Raw genomic sequence first — 17,339 nt, forward strand, 5'->3', positions numbered from 1 at the left:
TAGCCTGGTGACGTGAGTCTCCTATCTGATGGCGAAATCCGCGCCGAACTTGCCGAAGGCCGTATCCGCTTGGACCCGCTGGATGAAAGCCTCGTCCAGCCGGCATCCGTCGACGTGTGTTTGGACCGCAGCTTCCGGCTTTTCGACAACCACAAGTATTCGGTCATCGACCCTTCCCAGGAACAGCCCGAACTGACCCGCCTGGTTGAAACCGACGGCGACGAACCGTTCGTGCTGCACCCCGGCGAATTCGTGCTCGCCTCGACCCTTGAGGTCGTGACCCTGCCCACTGACATCGCGGCCCGTCTGGAAGGCAAGTCGAGCCTGGGCCGCCTGGGTCTGCTCACACACTCCACCGCAGGCTTCATCGACCCAGGGTTTTCGGGGCACGTGACCCTCGAACTGTCGAACGTCGCGACCCTGCCCATCACCCTGTGGCCGGGCATGAAAATCGGCCAGCTGTGCTTCTTCCGCATGGGAGCGCAGGCTGAGCGCCCCTACGGAGCCGACCCGGCAACCGCCAACCGCTACATGGGCCAGCGCGGCCCCACCGCATCGCGGTCCTTTGAGAACTTCTACCGCGCACAGGTGAACCCACAGGATCCGCGCTGATGTCGCAGACCGCTGATGTCGAGACGCTGCGAAACCAGCACCTGCTGCTGGTTGACGACACTGTTCTCGACAGCGACGTCGACGTTCTCCTGTCGAACGTGCTGCCGCGCCTTGCAGCTGATGGCGGCACGCGAAAGCTCAGCCGCTATTCAACACTGACAGGCCCGCTGGAAATCACTGAGAGCGCTGCCGAACAAGTACAGATCCCATCCGTGTTCGCTGCAGCCTACGCGCTCTCGACGCCGAGGGAGCGTGAACCGGAAGCCCCACCGGAATGGTTCGTCCACTCCGAGGGAATCGAAAAGCTGTTTCCCGCCGGCCTGCCTATGCGCGAAGAAGAGCGCGGCGTCGACTTGCTCATTGCGCTCGCCCGCCGCCTCCACGCAGCGGTGCGCATCGCCGATGATGCCGAACCGGGCGGACACGAGCGGATCATTGTGCCCGATCCCGACGCCCACCCCGAAATCACCGTCTACTCCCAGTACTGGATCACCTCGGACCTCCTGCTGCCCCTGATAGAAGAGGTGATCCCGGAAGGTCAGGTGGTCGACACCTCGGCCGATGCCCCCGAGGACCAGGAACTCGACGGCTACTCCCTCGACATCGACCTGGGGGAAGGGCGCGGGCTGATTGAACTGGGCGTCATGGTCGAAACCGCCCTGCCGACAATCGTGGAGCGCTTTGCTGACGGCCCGCAGACTGCCTACTCCATTCGCTGGCACGCGGACGATGACGACGATTCCTCGCGTGCTCACCGGCGCATGCGCAACACCGCCGGAAGCATCATCGGCGACCTTGCCGCAGCTGTCGTCGACGCCACCGGCGGAACCGCGGTAGACCGGGACGGATTCCTTCTGGCTGACCACCAACTGGAGGGGTGAAGTTCACGCGTTCCCCCGGGTATGTAAAAATGTCAACTGATTTTCACACCCGGAGGGCGCGATGACGACAATTCTTCTGAGTTTCTTCGTCGCCGCCCTGTTCGCCCCGCTGCTGTTTCGTGTTTTCGAGCGCGGGGCGTTCTTCATTCTTGCGGCAGTGCCCGCCGCCGGCTTCCTCTACACGGTCCTCAACGCCGGGCCGGTGCTCGGAACTTCCGGTTCGCCGCCTGTGCGCCAAGAACTTTCGTGGCTTCCCGAACTGGGAATGAGCGTCGTCTTCCAACTGGATGCGCTGTCGTGGATCATGTCGCTCATCGTCACGGGTGTCGGCGCGCTCATCTTCATCTACAGTGCGCGCTACTTCGAAGCGGACGACCAGTCGCTCAGCAGGTTCGCCAGTGTCCTCATGGCCTTCGCCGGCATGATGTACGGCCTGGTGATCGCCGATGAGCTGCTGGTCATTTTCATCTTCTGGGAAGGCACAACGGTCTTCAGCTACCTGCTGATCGGCCATTTCAACACCCGCGTGCAGTCCCGCCGCTCCGCACTCCAGGCGCTCATTGTGACCACGTTCGGCGGACTGGCGATGCTCGTTGGCATCGTGTTCTTGGCCGCCAGCTACGGAACCATGAGCCTCACGCGGATCGTGCAGGTCGGCTACCCGGACACCGGCACGTACCCCATGGTCATCGCGGGTGTTTTCCTGCTGCTGGTCGGAGCGATGGCGAAATCCGCTCTTCTGCCGTTCCACTTCTGGCTTCCCGGTGCGATGGCCGCACCCACTCCTGTGAGCGCCTACCTGCACGCCGCGGCTATGGTCAAAGCGGGCATCTACCTGATCCTGCGCCTGGCTCCCGGCTTTTCGGCCATGCCCGGTTGGCAGCCGGTCCTGCTGACGGTCGGCATCAGCACGATGCTCCTGGGTGCCTGGAGGGCGCTCAAGCAGTACGACCTCAAACTCGTTCTTGCCTACGGCACCGTGTCTCAGCTGGGACTCCTTGCCGTCATGGCCAGCTTCGGCACTGCCAGCCTCGCCCTGGCCGCCCTGGCAATGCTCGTCTCCCACGCGCTGTTCAAATCGACGCTGTTCCTGGTGGTCGGCATCATCGACCACTGGGCAGGAACCCGTGACCTGCGCAAGCTGTCCGGCTTCGGCCGTGAAGACCCCCTGCTGGCTGCTGTCGGCACGATCGCCGCAGCATCTATGGCCGGTGTGCCCCCGCTGTTGGGCTTTGTGGCAAAAGAAGCGTCCTACGGCACTTTGCTGGATGACGGTTCGACCGGTGCGACGATCGCGCTCATCGGCATTTTCGTGGGTTCGGTCTTCACTTTCGCCTACGCGACGCGATTCGTGTGGGGTGCATTCTTCACCAAGTCCGGAGTCGAGGCGGTCGCGCCGGGCAACACCCATCCGATCCTCATCCTGCCCACCGTCGTGCTGGTCGCGGGAATCTTCTCCTTCGGCCTGTTCCCCGGCGCGCTGCAGGTGCTTCTGCAGACCTACACGGCCTTCGTCCCGCCGGCTGCGGGAGAAACAGAGCTCGTCGAACTCAGCCTGTGGCACGGCGTCAACCCAGCACTCGGCCTTTCGGTCGCGACCATCATCCTGGGTGCTCTGATCGCCTGGGTGTCCGGGCGCGATGCTCGCCTGCACAAGTACGTTCCCGAACTCGACTTCAACGAGGGCTACCGTCGCGCAATTCAGGGGCTTGAACGCACTGCCGCTTTCGTCACCGCCCGCACGCAGCGCGGTTCGCTGCCCTTCTACCAGGCCGTCATCCTGCTGGTGACCGTCGGCTCCCTCATCACCGCACTCGCGCTCAACCGCACGTGGCCCGATCAGCTGGTGCTTGCCGACAGCTGGCAGCAGTGGGCAGTTGCCGCCACGCTCATCGCCGCAACCATCGGCGTGCTCATGATGAAGAAGCGCTTCGCCGCGGTCGTTGTCGTGAGCATATCCGGTTACGCCATGGTGGCGTTCTTCGCCTTCCAGGGTGCGCCCGACCTCGCCCTGACCCAAGGCCTTGTCGAAACCATCACGCTCGTCGTGTTCATCCTCGTGCTGCGTCGACTGCCCAGCAATTTGATCAGCGGCAAACGCAAACGACCCTTCAAGCAGACGGTGCGCGTCGGCCTGGCAGTAGCCTTCGGCGCTGTTATGTCGATCGGCACGATCGTGGCCATGGCCGCTCGCTCAGAACGGCCGATCTCGTCTGACTGGGGTGCTCTCGCATGGTTCGGCGGTCACGGCAGGAACATCGTCAACGTGACACTTGTCGACATTCGAGCCTGGGACACTCTGGGCGAGCTCGCCGTGGTGGTCGTGGCCGCCACCGGCATTGCGAGCCTCATCTTCATCAACAACAGGGGCACCTCGCTGCAGCGCATGCAGTCAGGCACAGACAGCGACCCGGGGCGCAAGCGCGGCATCCTGTGGCGCTTCAACCCGGTTTACGACGCCGTGTCCAGCGAGGGTGCGGACGTGTCGCGCTACCCGCAGAACTACCGCAACGCACCGGAAGCCGCGGACGAAGTCGCCCATCGAGGCGCGTGGCTGCTGGCAGGCCGTACCCTCAACCCGCGCAACCGGTCGATCATCCTCGAAGTCACCGTCCGACTGCTGTTCCACCCCGTCATGGTGTTCTCCGTCTACCTGCTTTTCGCCGGCCACAACCTGCCCGGCGGCGGGTTCGCCGCGGGGCTCGTGGCCGGACTCGCCTTCATCATGCGCTACCTGGCCGGAGGCCGGTGGGAACTCGCCGAAGCCGCACCCATCAACGCCGGCCTCCTGCTGGGCTTGGGCATGACGATGGCGGCACTCACCGCCGTGGGCGGACTGCTGTGGGGAGACGCCGTGCTGTCCAGCGTGTTCGTGGAAATCCCGCTGGGCCCCCTGGGCGACATCGCATTCGGCACGTCGACCCTGTTCGACATCGGCGTCTACCTGATTGTCCTGGGACTCATGCTCGACATCCTCCGCACGCTCGGCGCGCAGGTCGACCGGCACCAGGAAGAAGACGAAGACCGACTGACCCAAGCGCTGTCAGATGTCGACGAAGACTTCGACACTTCGCGCATGCACGCCATCATGGGCCGCATCGACCGACTGGACGGTGCCGGCCAGCACAGGGGTGATTCACTGTGACAACACCTCTCGTCATGGCCCTGGCCATGGGCGTCATGTTCGCCGGCGGCGTGTACCTCATGCTGTCGCGCTCACTGACCCGCGTGCTGCTGGGCATCGTGCTCTTCGGCAACGCCGTCAACCTCCTGCTGGTGCTCACCTCCGGAAAACCGGGGCGGGCGCCCCTGACGAGCGAGGAAAACCTGTCCACCGCAGGCATGTCCGACCCTCTGCCGCACGCGCTGACTCTCACCGCCATCGTCATCACCTTCGGCGTGACCGCGTTCATGCTCGCCATGATCTACCGATCCTGGCGACTCATGCGGCGCGAAAACCTCGACGATGACCTCGAAGACATCCGCATCGGCCTGAAGTCGCGCGCAGCAATGGGCGATGAAGGCGACGTTTCAGAAGACCAAGACGACACCGAATTCGGCGGTGACGCCGAATTCCCCGTCACCGGGGCCCGCAAACTGGCAGACCTCGACGGGGATCCAGAATCCCAGCCGACAGAACACGAACAGCCGAGCGGCACCTCGGCAGACCAGCAGGACAAGGGAGGAGACTCATGACACTCGCAGCCCTTGTTCCGCTGCCGGTGGTGCTGCCGCTGCTGGGAGCGGGCATCAACCTGCTCGCGGGTATGCGCGTGCGCCTGCAGAACCTGGTCACGGTCATCACGCTGGTGCTCGTGCTCTGCATCAGCGGTGCGCTCCTGTGGGCCACCGATGCGCAGGGCATCCAGGTGGTCGCCGTCGGCGGGTGGGAACTGCCCTTCGGCATTGCACTCGTGGTCGACCGACTGTCAGCGCTCATGCTGGTGGTCTCGATGCTCGTGACCCTGAGCGTGTTCATCTACGCCGTCGGGCAGGAGATGACCGACGACTCCCAACAGTCGCCCGTTTCGGTGTTCAACCCCGCCTACCTCATCCTGTGCGCCGGTGTTGCCGGTTCATTCATCGCGGGTGACCTCTTCAACCTCTACGTGGGCTTCGAAATGCTGCTGGTGGCATCGTTCGTGCTCATCACAATCGGCGTGACCCCAGAGCGAGTGCGCGTCGGCGCCACCTACATCGTCGTGTCACTGCTGAGCTCGCTCATCTTCTTGGGGTCTATCGCGTTCATCTACGCGGCCACCGGAACCGTCAACATGGCAGACCTCGCGGTCAAACTCAGCATGCTGCCCGAGGACGTCCAGCTGTTCCTCCACATTGCGCTGCTGTTGGGCTTCGGCATCAAAGCCGCGGTCTTCCCGCTGTCGTTCTGGCTGCCCGACTCCTACCCGACCGCCCCGGCCCCCGTTACCGCGGTATTCGCGGGCCTGCTGACGAAAGTCGGCATCTACGCCATCATCCGCACCGAAACGCTTCTGTTCTTCGGCCAGTCGCTGCGCACACCGCTGCTCATAGTGGCCGGGCTGACGCTCATAGTCGGCATCCTCGGAGCTGTCGCCCAAACCGACCTCAAGCGAATGCTGTCGTTCACACTCGTATCCCACATCGGATACCTGCTGTTCGGTGTTGCCCTGGGCACCGAACTGGGCCTGGCCGCCGCGCTGTACTACACGGTTCACCACATCGTCGTGCAGACCACTCTGTTCCTGGCGGTCGGACTCATCGAACAGCGCACGGGAACCACTAAGATCAGCGCGCTCGGCGGCCTCATGACCCTCTCACCGGCCCTGTCCTGGATCTTCCTGATACCCGCGCTCAACCTCGGCGGCATTCCGCCGCTGTCAGGGTTCATCGGCAAGGTCGCCCTCTTCTTCGCGGGTGTTCTCGACGCAGACTGGCTGACCATCACACTCGTGGCCATCGGCGCGCTCACCAGCCTGCTGACCCTCTACGTCATCGGCCGCACGTGGAACCAGGTGTTCTGGCGCTCGCCGGTAGAGGCCCCGGAAAGGCTGCCGGAAACCGAACGGCTGATCAAGCAGATCAAGGCCGTCAAGGGTGCCCGGGCCATCGGTGCGGAAGAACCCGCCCGGCAGAAGCTCCCCGGGGCTATGGCCCGTCCGGCAGTCCTCATGCTCGCGGTGTCGATAGCACTGACGGTCTTCGCCGGCCCACTGTGGAGGACTGCCGAAAACGCCGCCGTCAACCTCATCGACCCGCGAATCTACGTGTCAGCGGTTTTCGAAGTCGGCCAGAACGGCACACCGGGACCGGACGGAAAGTCCGTTCCGCCGGGCTACGCCGACGACATTTCCGAAGCCTCCGAACAGCAGGCAGGGGCAGATGCCGCGGGAGGTGAGCAGTGACGAACCAGAAGTCCAGCCAGAAGGCGGAGAGCCAGAAGTCCAAGAGCGCAGCCGCACGGACTGCCGATAGGAAAGCCCTGCGGTGGGCGCTTGTGCGACAGCTGCTGCTGACCACCGGACTCGTGATCCTGTGGATCATGCTGTGGGACGGCTGGTCGGTCGTGCACATCGTCACCGGCATCATCGTCGCCGTCATTGTCACGCGTCTGTTCTACCTGCCGCCGATCGAACTGTCCGGCCGCATCAATCCGTGGTACTTCGCGGTGTATCTGGCGTGGTTTGCCTGGCAGCTGGCGCGCGGTGCCCTGCAGGTTGCCGCCGTTGCACTGCGGCCGCGCAAAACCAATCCCGGCAGCGTCATCGCTGTTGACCTGCACACCAGGTCAGACCTGCTGATCACGATCATTGCGCAGACCGCGGGGCTGATCCCCGGCACCTTTGTCACGGAGGTCGACCGCGCTCGTGGCGTGATTTTCCTCCACGTGCTTGACTGCAACACCGACGAACAGATCGAAAGCGCCCGCGAACTGGCCCTGGAAATCGAGGTGTATGTCATCAAGGCGATGGGTTCGCTCCACGACATCCACGTTCTCAACGAGTCCCGCATCGCCCAGGGGCAGAAGCCCGTTCTGGGTGGGCGCACCGTGAAGGACGTCAAAGCGAAATCGGACGCCAAGACCAGCGGCGAGGGCAAGCCTGGCGTGAAACCAGCCGGCGCTGACACCACCAGAGGGGACGGTGCCTGATGGAGTTCGACCCGCGCGTCGCAGCAGTCGTCTTGCCCGTGGCTTTTGTGCTGTTCTCGGTTGCCGCTGCGGTCGCCATTGTGCGGATTGTCCGTGGACCGGCAATTCTCGACCGCATGATCGCCACTGATGTTCTGCTGTCGACCATGATGTGCTCGTTTGCAGTGTTCATGGCTGTGACTGGCCGAACTGACCTGCAGTTCATCCTGCTGGCGATGGCGTTCTTCGGCTTCGTCGGCTCGGTCGCGGTGTCACGCTATGTGGCACGCTCCGAGAACACGCCGCCGCCGGCACCACCCGCCGACCCCGACCAGACCAACCCGAACCAGCCCGCCTCAGCCGACGGCACCTCGGGATCCGCACCCTCAGCCGGCGGCACCGCGGCTGTAAGCCCGGCAGACACCGACCCAGCGAAGGGGGTCGGCCCATGAGCCTCGTCGTTTCGATCGTCCTGAGCGTTTTCATCCTGCTGTCCGGCGTTCTTTCGCTTGCCGCGGCGGCCGGGCTCATGCGCTTTCCCGACCTGCTGTCGCGCCTGCACTCTGGGTCGAAACCGCAGGTGTTCGGGCTTGTTCTGGTGCTCATCGTCGTGGCGGTCACCCAGCCGAGCTTCGGTCTGATCACCACGTGCCTGCTCATTGCGGTCTTCCAGATGGCCACCGCCCCGGTCGGTGCGCACATGGTCGGTCGAGCCGGCTACCGCACCCGCCACCTGCGTCGCGCGCAGCTGTTCCGCGATGAATTGGCCGATGCTGTTTCGCGTGCTGAAGCCCGCGAAGCGACAGCTCTGGCGGAGTCTGCCGAGCCGGGGACAGGTGACACTGATTCTCACGAGGCGCCGGTCGGCTCTGCGGAGGAAGCCGCCAGCACGCTGGACGTTGGGGGAGCGGACCCCTCGGGTCCTGAAAGCCAAGCTGAAGCTGCCAGCAGCGAGGGTGCCGGCGCAGATTCAGCCGCAGAAGATTCCAATAGCGGGACAGTCAAAGGAGATGACCGTGAGTGACACAGAAGGCGCTGCACAGGAAAACCAGCTGCTGACGACGGCTCGGACCAGGCCCGTGTTCGGGACTTTCGTCATCGAATTCTTCAGTCCCGGCCTGCCGACCCTGCTGAAACAGGCGGGGGCCGATTGGGTGCTGTTTGACCTAGAGCACTCCGGTTTCGGTCTGGATGCTGCGCGCGCGCCGATCGCAGTGGCCCGACAGACGGGCATCACAGCCGTGGTGCGCGTGCCGGGGTCGCAGCAGCACCTGGTGTCGACTGCGCTTGACGCGGGGGCTGACGCGATTATGGTCCCGTGGGTCCAATCGGCGGAAGACGCTGAGCGAATCGCTTCGTGGATCAAGTACCCGCCCGTGGGTGTGCGCGGCTCAGCCTTCGGTATCGCGGGCGATCAGTACGTCGGCGGACCGGCAGAAGCTGCACAGCGCGCAGCAGACGCCCGCACGTTGTTCCTACCGCAGATCGAAACTCCTGGCGCCGTAGAAGAGGTCGACGCTATCGCCGCGCTGCCCGGTGTCGATGTGCCGTTCGTCGGTCCGCTCGACCTGTCGACCAACCTGGGCGTGCCGGGTGATTTCACCGCCCCGGCGGTGGAACGCGCTCTTGAGCGAGTACTGGAAGCCTGCGCTGCACACAGCAAGGTGCCCGGCATCTTTGCGCCAACCATCGAACTGGCGCGCCGCTGGTCCGATATGGGCTTTCGCATGGTGTCGCTTGCGGCGGACACGGCTTTGCTGAGCTGGGCCTTCGCAGATGGGCTCGAGGCGATCCGCAAGGGCTGAGCTTCCGATGGGATGCTTCCGAGAGCGGCGTTTTGGGAGCGTGTCAAAATGGGGGCATGGATGCTCTTATGCTCATCAACACGCACGAATCCGCAGTTCCCACTGAACCGCTGATCCAGCTTCTGGGCAAAGCCCGCATGGCTGATGGCGTCATTGCCTACGTGACCGCCTCGGCCGAAGAATCCGCGTTCGCGGAACCGGTGGAAGGTGCCGCCCCGGTCGCAGCAGAACCGACGGCGGACGACCTCATCCTGGCCTCACCCACCCCGGACGCTTTTGAGTCCTATGACGACCTCGCCCTGGGCCTGCAGGACATGGGTATCGAGCGTCTGATTGTGGCAGGTGCCGATTCGGCACCTGACGCAGAAGGCCGAGGTGCCGTCTGGGCTACCGCTGCTGCCGCTCTGGCGCACCAGTTCAGCGTCGTGTTCGTTGAATCGGCTGTTGTTCTGCCCTTAACGGGGGATCGCCCCGCCTGGATGCACGACGCCTTCCAGCTGGGTGCTGTCGAAAAGCCTGCCGAGGACATTTGGCTGAAGATGTAGTTTCTGCCTACGCACAGCAGAGGGGCCGCGGATCAATCCGCGGCCCCTTCAGTTTTCAGTCGAAGTTCAGCCTGCCGGCTGAATCAGACGCATTCGATCAGGCGTCCGGGTTGGGTTCGCCCTTGAGCTCACCCTTCTCCCACTGTTCGACCCAGTCCTTGTTGTCGTCCATCCATTCACGGGCAGCCTTGTCCTGTTCCTCGCCGCCGTAGTTTTCTTCGGAGAACATGACGTTTTCAAGGCTGGACAGGTGCTCGTCGTCCAGCACGAGGTTCTTCAGCAGCTGAGCAACCTTCGGGTTCTGTTCGCCGAAGCCTTCCGAAGAGAACGAGTAGATGACCTCAGCCTTGCCCATGACGCCCTTGGGGTCTTCAAGGTCGCGGACGGGGAAGGCATCGTATGCCCAGTGCGGACGCCACAGGGTGACGGCGACGTCCTTGCCTGAGTCAGTCGACTTCTTCAGCTGAGCCAGCATTGCCGGGGTCGAGCTGAGCTTGAGGTCCATATCGGACAGCTCGTAGTCTTCGACAGCCTGCTTGGCGGCCTTGGAAAGACCAGCGCCGGGCTCAATTCCGTAGATGGTGTTGCCGTAGTCGCCGCTCATCGACTTGAGGTCCTCGATTGTCTTGGCCTTCGAGTCTTCGTTCACGGCGATCGTGAGCTTGGCGTTGTTGTACCAGCAGCCCTGAGCTTCGAGCTTGTCGCCGAACTTCTCGATGTAGTCGGCGTGGGTCAGCGGCAGCCAGCCGTCGACGAGGAAGTCAACGTCGCCGTTGGCAACTGCGGTGTAGCCCGGGCCAGCGTCGAACGCCTTGATTTCAACGGTGTAGCCGTCGTCCTCAAGCTTGTTCTTCAGCAGGTTCGAAACGGCGAAGGACTCGTCCCAGCCGTTGAAGGCACCGATCGTGATTTCCTTGTTGTCGTCGGCTTCTTCACCGGAAATGTCCTTGGCCTCGGAACCGGGGGTGCATTCAGCCCAGTTCTGGTCGCCGCCAGCGGTGTCTCCGCTGTCGCCGTTGTCGGCGCCGCCGCAGCCTGTCAGGACGAGTGCGGAAGCAGCGAGAGCAGCTCCCATCTTGGCAATTCTCGGAAACTTCATGTTTCTCTCCTTCATTCACATCGTTCCGCTTCGGAAGCGGCGAGCCGTGTGCGGTTTCCACACCGCTCGGCCCTATTTATCGGTCGGTTTGGGTCAAACTGTGGAGTGCTCGCTGTTGCGGCTGCCCAGTGCTGCCGTGACGCGGTCCAGGAAGATGGCCAGAACGACGACTGCAACACCGGCGTCAACGCCCAGGGCCACGTTCAGCTGCGAAATAGCGCCGATGACAGCACCGCCGAGGCCCTCAGCGCCGGCCATACCGGCCAGAACAACCATCGACAGGGCCAGCATGATGACCTGGTTGACGCCGGCCATGATCGTCTTGAGTGCCAGAGGCAGCTGCACCTTGAACAGAATGTGGCTGGGTGTCGCACCGAAAGCCTGGGCGGCTTCGACGACTTCACCGTCGACCTGGCGGATGGCAAGCTCCGTGAATCGCACGCCGGGCGGCAGGGCGAAGATGATCGTCGCGATCGCGCCGGGCACCTGGCCGACGGAGAACATGACGATTGCCGGAACCAGGTAGGCCAGGGCGGGCATCGACTGCATGAAGTCGAGGATCGGCCGGACAATGGTCGACACGATCCGGGACTTCGCAGCCCACACGCCGATCGGCAGCGAAATGATGAGCGCGAAGATCACCGACACCAGCACGAGCGCGAACGTGCTCATGGCGTTCTCCCACTGGCCCAGAGCCAGGATGAGGTAGAAGCCCACAACGGTGACAATGCCCAGCTTCCATGTGGCAGCAGCCCAGGCGATCGCCGCGAAGATCAGAATCATGATGAACGGGTGCGGTGTCTCCAGGAGCCAGTTCAGCCCCGAGTACATGCTCGACAGCACCGTGGTGACCGCTGAAAGCAGCCAGTCGAAATGCTTCTGGAACCAGATGAGGAACGTGTCGACCCATTCGCCCAGCGGCAGGTGAGGTTCAAGCGGGTTCATGCTCACGCTTCCTTTCCAGTTGCGGTGTCAGGGGCATCGTCATCGTTCGGCTCCGGCTGCAGTTCCTGTTCGGGTTCCGGCTGCGGGTCCGGGACCGTCGATACCGCGGGAAGTTCGCCGGTGGCAGTGGACTCGGTGCCCATGGCCTGCAGCAGCTTGACTCGAGGCACAACGCCCAAGAGCTTTCCTGCCTCGTCGATGACGCACAGCGGCACCGGGGCTTCAGCCGACGGCGCGAAGAGGTCCGCGATCTGCGCATCCGGCGGACACGTGAGAATGTTTTTGGTGTAGATGATGTTGTCCAGGGTGCGCTCGCCGCGTTTGGCCGCTGCCACTGCGTCGTCGTCTGTGACGAGCCCCAGCAGCTTGCCGCTGCGGTCGGTGACGAGAACAGCGGACTCCTGGGTGTTCTGCATTTCCCTGATTGCCACGTTCGGTCCCACGGTGTTGTGGACGACGTTCGTGGGCGGGCGCATGACTGACTGCGCGGTGTAGACGCGGGAACGGTCGACGTCCTGAATGAACGACGCGACGTAGTCGTCAGCCGGGTTGGTCAGAATGTCTTCGGCCGTTCCGATCTGGGCGATCCGACCGTTGCGCATAACGGCGATCCGGTCGCCCAGGTACATGGCCTCATTGAGGTCGTGGGTGATGAAGATGATCGTCTTCTTCAGCGTGTGCTGGAGTTCGGCCAGCTGCTGCTGCATTTCGCGACGGATGAGCGGGTCGAGAGCCGAGAACGCTTCGTCCATCAGCAGAATGTCGGTCTCCGCGGCCAGGGCGCGGGCCAGGCCGACGCGCTGCTGCATACCACCGGACAGTTCGGACGGGTACTTGTCCTCCCAGCCCTTCAGACCGACGATCTCAAGCCACTCGTCTGCCTTCTTCAGGCGCTCCGCCTTGTCCATTCCCTGCAGCTCGAGTGAGTAGGCCGCGTTTTCGCGCACCGTGTGGTGCGGCATGAGGGCGAAGTGCTGGAAGACCATCGAAATGTGGTCGCGGCGAACCGCGCGCAGTTCGGTGGCGTTCATCTTCGAGATGTCTTTCCCGGCAATCTCAACGGAGCCGGCGCTTGTGTTCCACAGTCCGTTGAGGGTGCGGATGAGGGTCGATTTACCAGACCCGGAAAGGCCCATGACGACGAAGATCTCACCGCGTTCGACTTCGAAGCTCGCGTCGATGACGGCTGCGGTTCCCAATTCGCGCAGGTCGTCGCGGTCCTCGCCGTTTTCAATGCGGCGAATCACTTCTTTTTCGTTTTGGCCAAAGACTTTGTAGACGTGCGATGCACGGACTAATGCCACTGCGTGGCCACCTTCCGTTTGAGGGTGCACATCCGCGCCGGGTGGCGCGGGAATTGCTGCCGGCGGCCGAAAAAACGGGACAGCGCCGGTATTCCACCTTAAACACAGAGCCTTCTCAGACGGGCTCAAGGGGCGGGTCAGATTCGGCTGGCTTTCTGAGCAAAAGCTGAAACACCCCCTCTGACCAGGGGTTTTACCGGTTCTCCGTTGTTATTGAAACGTTACGCCAAAATCTGCTCATAGCCGCGGACAGCGGGCATTCTGCCGCTCGATAGAATGCCGGCATGACTGCCGAACAGAAACACCGCATGCGGCGTGTCCGCATGCTCCGCGGTTGTGCCGCGGCGTTCTTTTCGGTGTTCATCGGCCTGGTTTTCCACACGGGAGCAGGCGGTGCGGCCTCTGTCGCAGCGAGCATGTTCGCTTTTCTCGTCGCCGCCTGGCTGGGAATGGTTCTGTCGGTGCTGCGCCTGCGCATCACCTCTGTCATGGCAGTTGCCGCCGCAGGGCAGTGGCTTCTGCACGTCTTCATGACCTTTGCCTCGAGTGCCACGCCTGCGCCGCGTGGCTCAGGGTCCCTGCTGGAAACGTCCGTCCACGCGCTCTGCATGGGGCTTGTGTCCCCCAGCGCGGGAACCGTCACGCCCGCCGCCATGCACCACGCGGACTTTTCCGGTCCGCTCATGCTGGCAGCCCACGCCGCTGCGGTTGTTCTCACGGCCGGCTACGTGCTCTTCGGCGAACGGGCTCTCGAGGCGGTGCTCACCGAAATCGTGGGCCCCGTCGTCTTCGTCTTTCTGTCTGGTGTGCTGCCGCGGGTCTGCCGCGTTCAGCGCCCCGGTGTGTTCCGCACCCGCAGTGCCGGCACCTCGCAAGTCTTCAGCTCGGTGTCGCAGCGCGGCCCTCCCGCTGCTGTCTGACACACACGGGGCTTTCTGGCGAAAGCCCACACCCTGCCGCGCAGGAAAAGACTGCGGGCGGGCACACCCACTATCTTCTGCGGCTGAATGCCGCATCCCCGGGGCTTCAGCCCCCTGTTGTGCGCCCGTAAGCGGGTGCGAAAGGACAACCATGAAACTCCGCAAGACCCTTATGGCAGCTCTCGCCGCTGCAACCCTGACACTCGCCGGCTGCGGTGGCGGCGATACTGCAACAACCGCCGCTGACGCACTCAAGGTCGACGAACCGTGGGCAAAGGCCGTGTCCCAGGACAAGGGCATGACCGGTGTCTTCGCAACGATTGAAAACGAAGGCAAAGAAAACATCACCATCACCGGTGCTGAATCCGACGTCGCCGGAAAAGTGGAACTGCACGAAACCACCGGCGATGGCAAGGGCGGCATGAGCATGAAGGAAAAGGAAGGCGGCTTTGAACTGGCTGCCGGTGACAAGCTCGAGCTCAAGCCCGGCGGCGACCACATCATGCTCATGGACCTCAAGCAGGACATCGAGCCCGGTGAAGAAATCAAGATCACCGTCAAAACATCGGCGGGAGACTTCGACCTGACCGCGCCGGCCCGTGAATTCACCGGCGCTAAGGAAGAGTACGCACCGGATGAGCACGACCACGGTGAGCACATGGACCACGGCGACGACGAAGGCGACGAGGGTCACGACCACAGTGACGATGACCACGAGGACAGCAAGTAACAATGACTGAGATCTCCAGACGCAGACTTCTTGGTGCTTCGGGCATCGGGGCCGGCGCTGGACTCGCAGCGGGCATTGGCGGCACCTATGGCGTCATGGGTGCCGCCGCCCGCGGCGGTGAAGACAGCAAAGGCTTTTCCGGTAAGCAGACCGTTCCGTTCTACGGAGCACACCAGGCCGGGGTGGAAACACCGCCGCAGGCACACGCGGTCTTCCTCGCCGTCGAACTGAAAGATCACGTTGACGCGGCCGCCATGCGCAGGTGGCTGAGGATTCTCAGTGACGACGCCGCCGCACTCACACAGGGCAGGGCACCGCTGGCCGACACGGAACCTGACATGACCGCCCAGCCGGCATCGCTGACGGTGACGTTCGGCTTCGGTCGCAAAGTCGTGGAACTCGCCGGTGCCGACAAGGTGCCGGCGTGGTTGAAACCGCTGCCGGACTACTCGATTGACCGTCTGCGTCCCGAACTGTGCGGCGGCGATCTGCTCATGCAGATCTGCTCAGACGACCCGCTGACCCTGGCCCACGCATCGCGCATGCTCATGAAGGATTCGCGGGCGTTCTCAGAAATCGCCTGGGCCAAGGAGTCATTCCGCCGGGCCTACGGCACCGACCCGAAGGGCACCACGGTGCGCAACCCGTTCGGCCAGGTGGACGGAACCGTCAACCCCGAAATCGACACCGATGACTTCGCCGCTCTCGTGTGGGGTGATCCGAACGCGCCCGCAAGGCCCGGCGCCTCGGGTCGGAAGGAAGTCGAGTCACCGCGCGGAAAAGCGCCAGCGGACCTCGGCTCGGCACATCCTGACTGGATGGCCGGCGGTACAACCCTCGTCCTGCGCGACATCGCAATGGACCTCGAAAGCTGGGACTTGGCGGACGAACCGGCCCGCGACTTCTCCGTCGGGCGGCGCATGAAGGACGGCTCCCCGCTCACGGGTGAACACGAACACGACATCCCGGACCTCGAAGCCGTTGGCAGCGATGGCTTCAAGAAGATCTCTCCGGCCAGCCACGTGGCGCGTTCGCGCAACGACAAAAAGCCCGAAGAGCAGATCTTCCGGCGCGTCTACTCTTACCAGTCGCTGACCAAGGGACCCATCCGGGACGACGTTGAAGGAGTCCGCCAGATCAACGATGCGGGGCTGATGTTCGCCAGCTACCAGGCGGACATCGAACGGCAGTACAAGCCGATCCAGCAGCGCCTGGCAGAGGGTGACCTCCTCAACGAATGGACGTTCCCAATCGGTTCGACCGTGTGGGCGATTCCGCCCGGAGCATCTGAGGGCGGGTACATCGGCGAGACTCTGTTCGGATGATTGCCTAAGCTGAGATCATGCTCAGCCTTCCGTTCATCGCCAGCACCCCGCAGAACATCAAACGACCCAAGGTCATCGTGCCGTTTGCACCGCGAACCCTTGATGAAGCTCGCGCGGCGGGAGAGTGGGCGGCGCGCGCCCGAAAAGCGGGTGCCGATGCCATGGAATGGCGCGTTGACGCGCTGGCCGACAGTGTTGATCTGCTCGATGCTGATGGGCCGGCTGCTCAGGCGCTTGAGGAAGCCCAGCTCGCCGTTCAGGACCACCGGCTGCTTCCTGTGCTGATTACGGTGCGGACCGCAGCCGAGGGCGGACAGGCTGATCTTGACGATGCCGCCTACGCGAAGGTCGTCTCCGGTCTCATGCGCCGCACCCAGCTGACCCCGCCCCTGGACACGCAGCCGCGCATTGCAGTTGATGTCGAAGTTGATCGCGAACCGGCAGCCCAGCTGTGCAAGCAGGCGGGAGAGCTTGGCGTTCCCGTTGTCGCCTCCCACCACGACTTCGATCGCACCCCAGACACCAGAATCCTGCTGGCAAAGATCCGCGACATGCTCCTCATGGGAGCGGATGCAGCGAAGATCGCCGTCATGCCGAAAGAGCCGAGCGATGTTTCACGGCTCCTGGAGGCCTGCGCGTCTGCTGTCGAAGTCGCCGAGGTGCCGGTCATCGCCATCTCGATGGGCCCCCTGGGGCGCTCCACCCGCGTGTTCGGAGGGGACTTCGGTTCGGCTGCCACTTTCGCCACACTGGGCGACGAACCGACCGCACCCGGTCAGATCCCCGTCGAAAAGCTGCGCTCCGTCTGGACTGAACTGTACTGACCAAACCGGGCCGGCACCTCGGCAGGGAACTCGGCGAGCAGGTGGCGACTGAGCCACCAGGCCCCGTTTCGACACACCCGTTAGCCGGGATCTGCGCTTTAGCCGTTAGGAAACTCCCGTTAGCAACAGAAACTCCCGAAAAGCAGTACTGCTAACGGGAGTTTTTGTTGCTAAGCGGTGTGTGGGTGCAGAAAAGGGGCCGAGGTGCCGGGCGCGGGTCGTCGCGGAATGTCGACAGCA

At 63.5% G+C, this 17,339-nt stretch carries 17 protein-coding genes; 14 read left to right on the forward strand and 3 right to left on the reverse strand.

Going from position 1 to position 17,339, the window contains the following annotated elements:
* Positions 1–12: 12 nt before the first annotated feature.
* The 10 genes from dcd to HMPREF3087_RS09280 all read left to right on the forward strand — a co-directional run bounded on the left by dcd (position 13) and on the right by HMPREF3087_RS09280 (position 9,952).
* Positions 13–612, forward strand: coding sequence for a dCTP deaminase (dcd, locus tag HMPREF3087_RS09235; protein ID WP_070428923.1), 600 nt, complete (start codon positions 13–15; stop codon positions 610–612).
* Complete coding sequence (locus HMPREF3087_RS09240) at positions 612–1,493, forward strand: hypothetical protein (RefSeq protein ID WP_070428924.1); 882 nt, start codon at positions 612–614, stop codon at positions 1,491–1,493. Before dcd ends, HMPREF3087_RS09240 begins: the two co-directional genes overlap by 1 nt.
* Before the next feature lie 61 nt (positions 1,494–1,554).
* Complete coding sequence (locus tag HMPREF3087_RS09245; protein WP_070428925.1) at positions 1,555–4,638, forward strand: Na+/H+ antiporter subunit A; 3,084 nt, start codon at positions 1,555–1,557, stop codon at positions 4,636–4,638.
* The gene (locus HMPREF3087_RS09250; protein WP_061942372.1) at positions 4,635–5,189 is read left to right on the forward strand and encodes a Na(+)/H(+) antiporter subunit C; all 555 of its coding nucleotides are present in this window, start codon (positions 4,635–4,637) and stop codon (positions 5,187–5,189) included. The genes HMPREF3087_RS09245 and HMPREF3087_RS09250 overlap by 4 nt, the downstream gene beginning before the upstream one ends.
* A complete protein-coding gene (locus HMPREF3087_RS09255; protein ID WP_070424812.1) occupies positions 5,186–6,877 on the forward strand; it encodes a Na+/H+ antiporter subunit D in 1,692 nt (563 codons plus the stop codon). The genes HMPREF3087_RS09250 and HMPREF3087_RS09255 overlap by 4 nt, the downstream gene beginning before the upstream one ends.
* Positions 6,874–7,623, forward strand: a complete 750-nt coding sequence (locus HMPREF3087_RS09260) for a Na+/H+ antiporter subunit E (protein ID WP_070428926.1) — start codon at positions 6,874–6,876, stop codon at positions 7,621–7,623. The genes HMPREF3087_RS09255 and HMPREF3087_RS09260 overlap by 4 nt, the downstream gene beginning before the upstream one ends.
* The gene (locus tag HMPREF3087_RS09265; protein ID WP_070428927.1) at positions 7,623–8,054 is read left to right on the forward strand and encodes an MrpF/PhaF family protein; all 432 of its coding nucleotides are present in this window, start codon (positions 7,623–7,625) and stop codon (positions 8,052–8,054) included. The genes HMPREF3087_RS09260 and HMPREF3087_RS09265 overlap by 1 nt, the downstream gene beginning before the upstream one ends.
* Complete coding sequence (gene mnhG, locus HMPREF3087_RS09270) at positions 8,051–8,626, forward strand: monovalent cation/H(+) antiporter subunit G (RefSeq protein WP_070428928.1); 576 nt, start codon at positions 8,051–8,053, stop codon at positions 8,624–8,626. Before HMPREF3087_RS09265 ends, mnhG begins: the two co-directional genes overlap by 4 nt.
* Positions 8,619–9,407, forward strand: coding sequence for an HpcH/HpaI aldolase family protein (locus tag HMPREF3087_RS09275; protein WP_176745030.1), 789 nt, complete (start codon positions 8,619–8,621; stop codon positions 9,405–9,407). The genes mnhG and HMPREF3087_RS09275 overlap by 8 nt, the downstream gene beginning before the upstream one ends.
* A gap of 56 nt (positions 9,408–9,463) precedes the next feature.
* Positions 9,464–9,952 carry a hypothetical protein gene (locus HMPREF3087_RS09280; RefSeq protein WP_141738922.1) on the forward strand — a complete coding sequence of 163 codons (489 nt, stop codon included), beginning with the start codon at positions 9,464–9,466 and terminating at the stop codon, positions 9,950–9,952.
* 97 nt (positions 9,953–10,049) lie between these two features.
* Here HMPREF3087_RS09280 and HMPREF3087_RS09285 read toward each other — a convergent pair whose 3' ends face one another.
* The 3 genes from HMPREF3087_RS09285 to HMPREF3087_RS09295 form a co-directional block, all read right to left on the reverse strand.
* Complete coding sequence (locus HMPREF3087_RS09285) at positions 10,050–11,051, reverse strand: glycine betaine ABC transporter substrate-binding protein (protein ID WP_070428931.1); 1,002 nt, start codon at positions 11,049–11,051, stop codon at positions 10,050–10,052.
* Positions 11,052–11,144: 93 nt separating this feature from the next.
* Positions 11,145–11,996 (reverse strand): ABC transporter permease, encoded by an 852-nt coding sequence (locus HMPREF3087_RS09290; RefSeq protein WP_062019291.1) that lies wholly within the window; start codon positions 11,994–11,996, stop codon positions 11,145–11,147.
* 2 nt (positions 11,997–11,998) lie between these two features.
* Positions 11,999–13,300 carry a quaternary amine ABC transporter ATP-binding protein gene (locus tag HMPREF3087_RS09295; protein WP_083272137.1) on the reverse strand — a complete coding sequence of 434 codons (1,302 nt, stop codon included), beginning with the start codon at positions 13,298–13,300 and terminating at the stop codon, positions 11,999–12,001.
* A 284-nt stretch (positions 13,301–13,584) separates the two neighbouring features.
* Between HMPREF3087_RS09295 and HMPREF3087_RS09300 the strand changes: the two genes are divergently transcribed.
* The 4 genes from HMPREF3087_RS09300 to aroD all read left to right on the forward strand — a co-directional run bounded on the left by HMPREF3087_RS09300 (position 13,585) and on the right by aroD (position 17,099).
* A complete protein-coding gene (locus tag HMPREF3087_RS09300; RefSeq protein WP_070428932.1) occupies positions 13,585–14,220 on the forward strand; it encodes a hypothetical protein in 636 nt (211 codons plus the stop codon).
* A 151-nt stretch (positions 14,221–14,371) separates the two neighbouring features.
* The gene (locus tag HMPREF3087_RS09305; protein ID WP_070428933.1) at positions 14,372–14,950 is read left to right on the forward strand and encodes a copper chaperone PCu(A)C; all 579 of its coding nucleotides are present in this window, start codon (positions 14,372–14,374) and stop codon (positions 14,948–14,950) included.
* 2 nt (positions 14,951–14,952) lie between these two features.
* Complete coding sequence (locus HMPREF3087_RS09310; RefSeq protein ID WP_070428934.1) at positions 14,953–16,275, forward strand: Dyp-type peroxidase; 1,323 nt, start codon at positions 14,953–14,955, stop codon at positions 16,273–16,275.
* A 17-nt stretch (positions 16,276–16,292) separates the two neighbouring features.
* Positions 16,293–17,099 carry a type I 3-dehydroquinate dehydratase gene (gene aroD, locus HMPREF3087_RS09315; protein WP_070428935.1) on the forward strand — a complete coding sequence of 269 codons (807 nt, stop codon included), beginning with the start codon at positions 16,293–16,295 and terminating at the stop codon, positions 17,097–17,099.
* Positions 17,100–17,339: the final 240 nt, after the last annotated feature.

The sequence above is a fragment of the Brevibacterium sp. HMSC22B09 genome, from assembly GCF_001806795.1.
GTDB classification, from domain to species: Bacteria; Actinomycetota; Actinomycetes; order Actinomycetales; family Brevibacteriaceae; genus Brevibacterium; species Brevibacterium ravenspurgense.

What these genes read in the sequence shown, in the direction of transcription:
- HMPREF3087_RS09305 (WP_070428933.1), top strand. Translation starts at nt 14,372, where the DNA reads ATGAAACTCCGCAAGACCCTTATGGCAGCTCTCGCCGCTGCAACCCTG.
- HMPREF3087_RS09300 (WP_070428932.1), top strand. Translation starts at nt 13,585, where the DNA reads ATGACTGCCGAACAGAAACACCGCATGCGGCGTGTCCGCATGCTCCGC.
- HMPREF3087_RS09240 (WP_070428924.1), top strand. Translation starts at nt 612, where the DNA reads ATGTCGCAGACCGCTGATGTCGAGACGCTGCGAAACCAGCACCTGCTG.
- HMPREF3087_RS09285 (WP_070428931.1), bottom strand. Translation starts at nt 11,051, where the DNA reads ATGAAGTTTCCGAGAATTGCCAAGATGGGAGCTGCTCTCGCTGCTTCC.
- HMPREF3087_RS09255 (WP_070424812.1), top strand. Translation starts at nt 5,186, where the DNA reads ATGACACTCGCAGCCCTTGTTCCGCTGCCGGTGGTGCTGCCGCTGCTG.
- aroD (WP_070428935.1), top strand. Translation starts at nt 16,293, where the DNA reads ATGCTCAGCCTTCCGTTCATCGCCAGCACCCCGCAGAACATCAAACGA.
- HMPREF3087_RS09245 (WP_070428925.1), top strand. Translation starts at nt 1,555, where the DNA reads ATGACGACAATTCTTCTGAGTTTCTTCGTCGCCGCCCTGTTCGCCCCG.
- HMPREF3087_RS09290 (WP_062019291.1), bottom strand. Translation starts at nt 11,996, where the DNA reads ATGAACCCGCTTGAACCTCACCTGCCGCTGGGCGAATGGGTCGACACG.
- HMPREF3087_RS09310 (WP_070428934.1), top strand. Translation starts at nt 14,953, where the DNA reads ATGACTGAGATCTCCAGACGCAGACTTCTTGGTGCTTCGGGCATCGGG.
- HMPREF3087_RS09280 (WP_141738922.1), top strand. Translation starts at nt 9,464, where the DNA reads ATGGATGCTCTTATGCTCATCAACACGCACGAATCCGCAGTTCCCACT.
- mnhG (WP_070428928.1), top strand. Translation starts at nt 8,051, where the DNA reads ATGAGCCTCGTCGTTTCGATCGTCCTGAGCGTTTTCATCCTGCTGTCC.
- HMPREF3087_RS09265 (WP_070428927.1), top strand. Translation starts at nt 7,623, where the DNA reads ATGGAGTTCGACCCGCGCGTCGCAGCAGTCGTCTTGCCCGTGGCTTTT.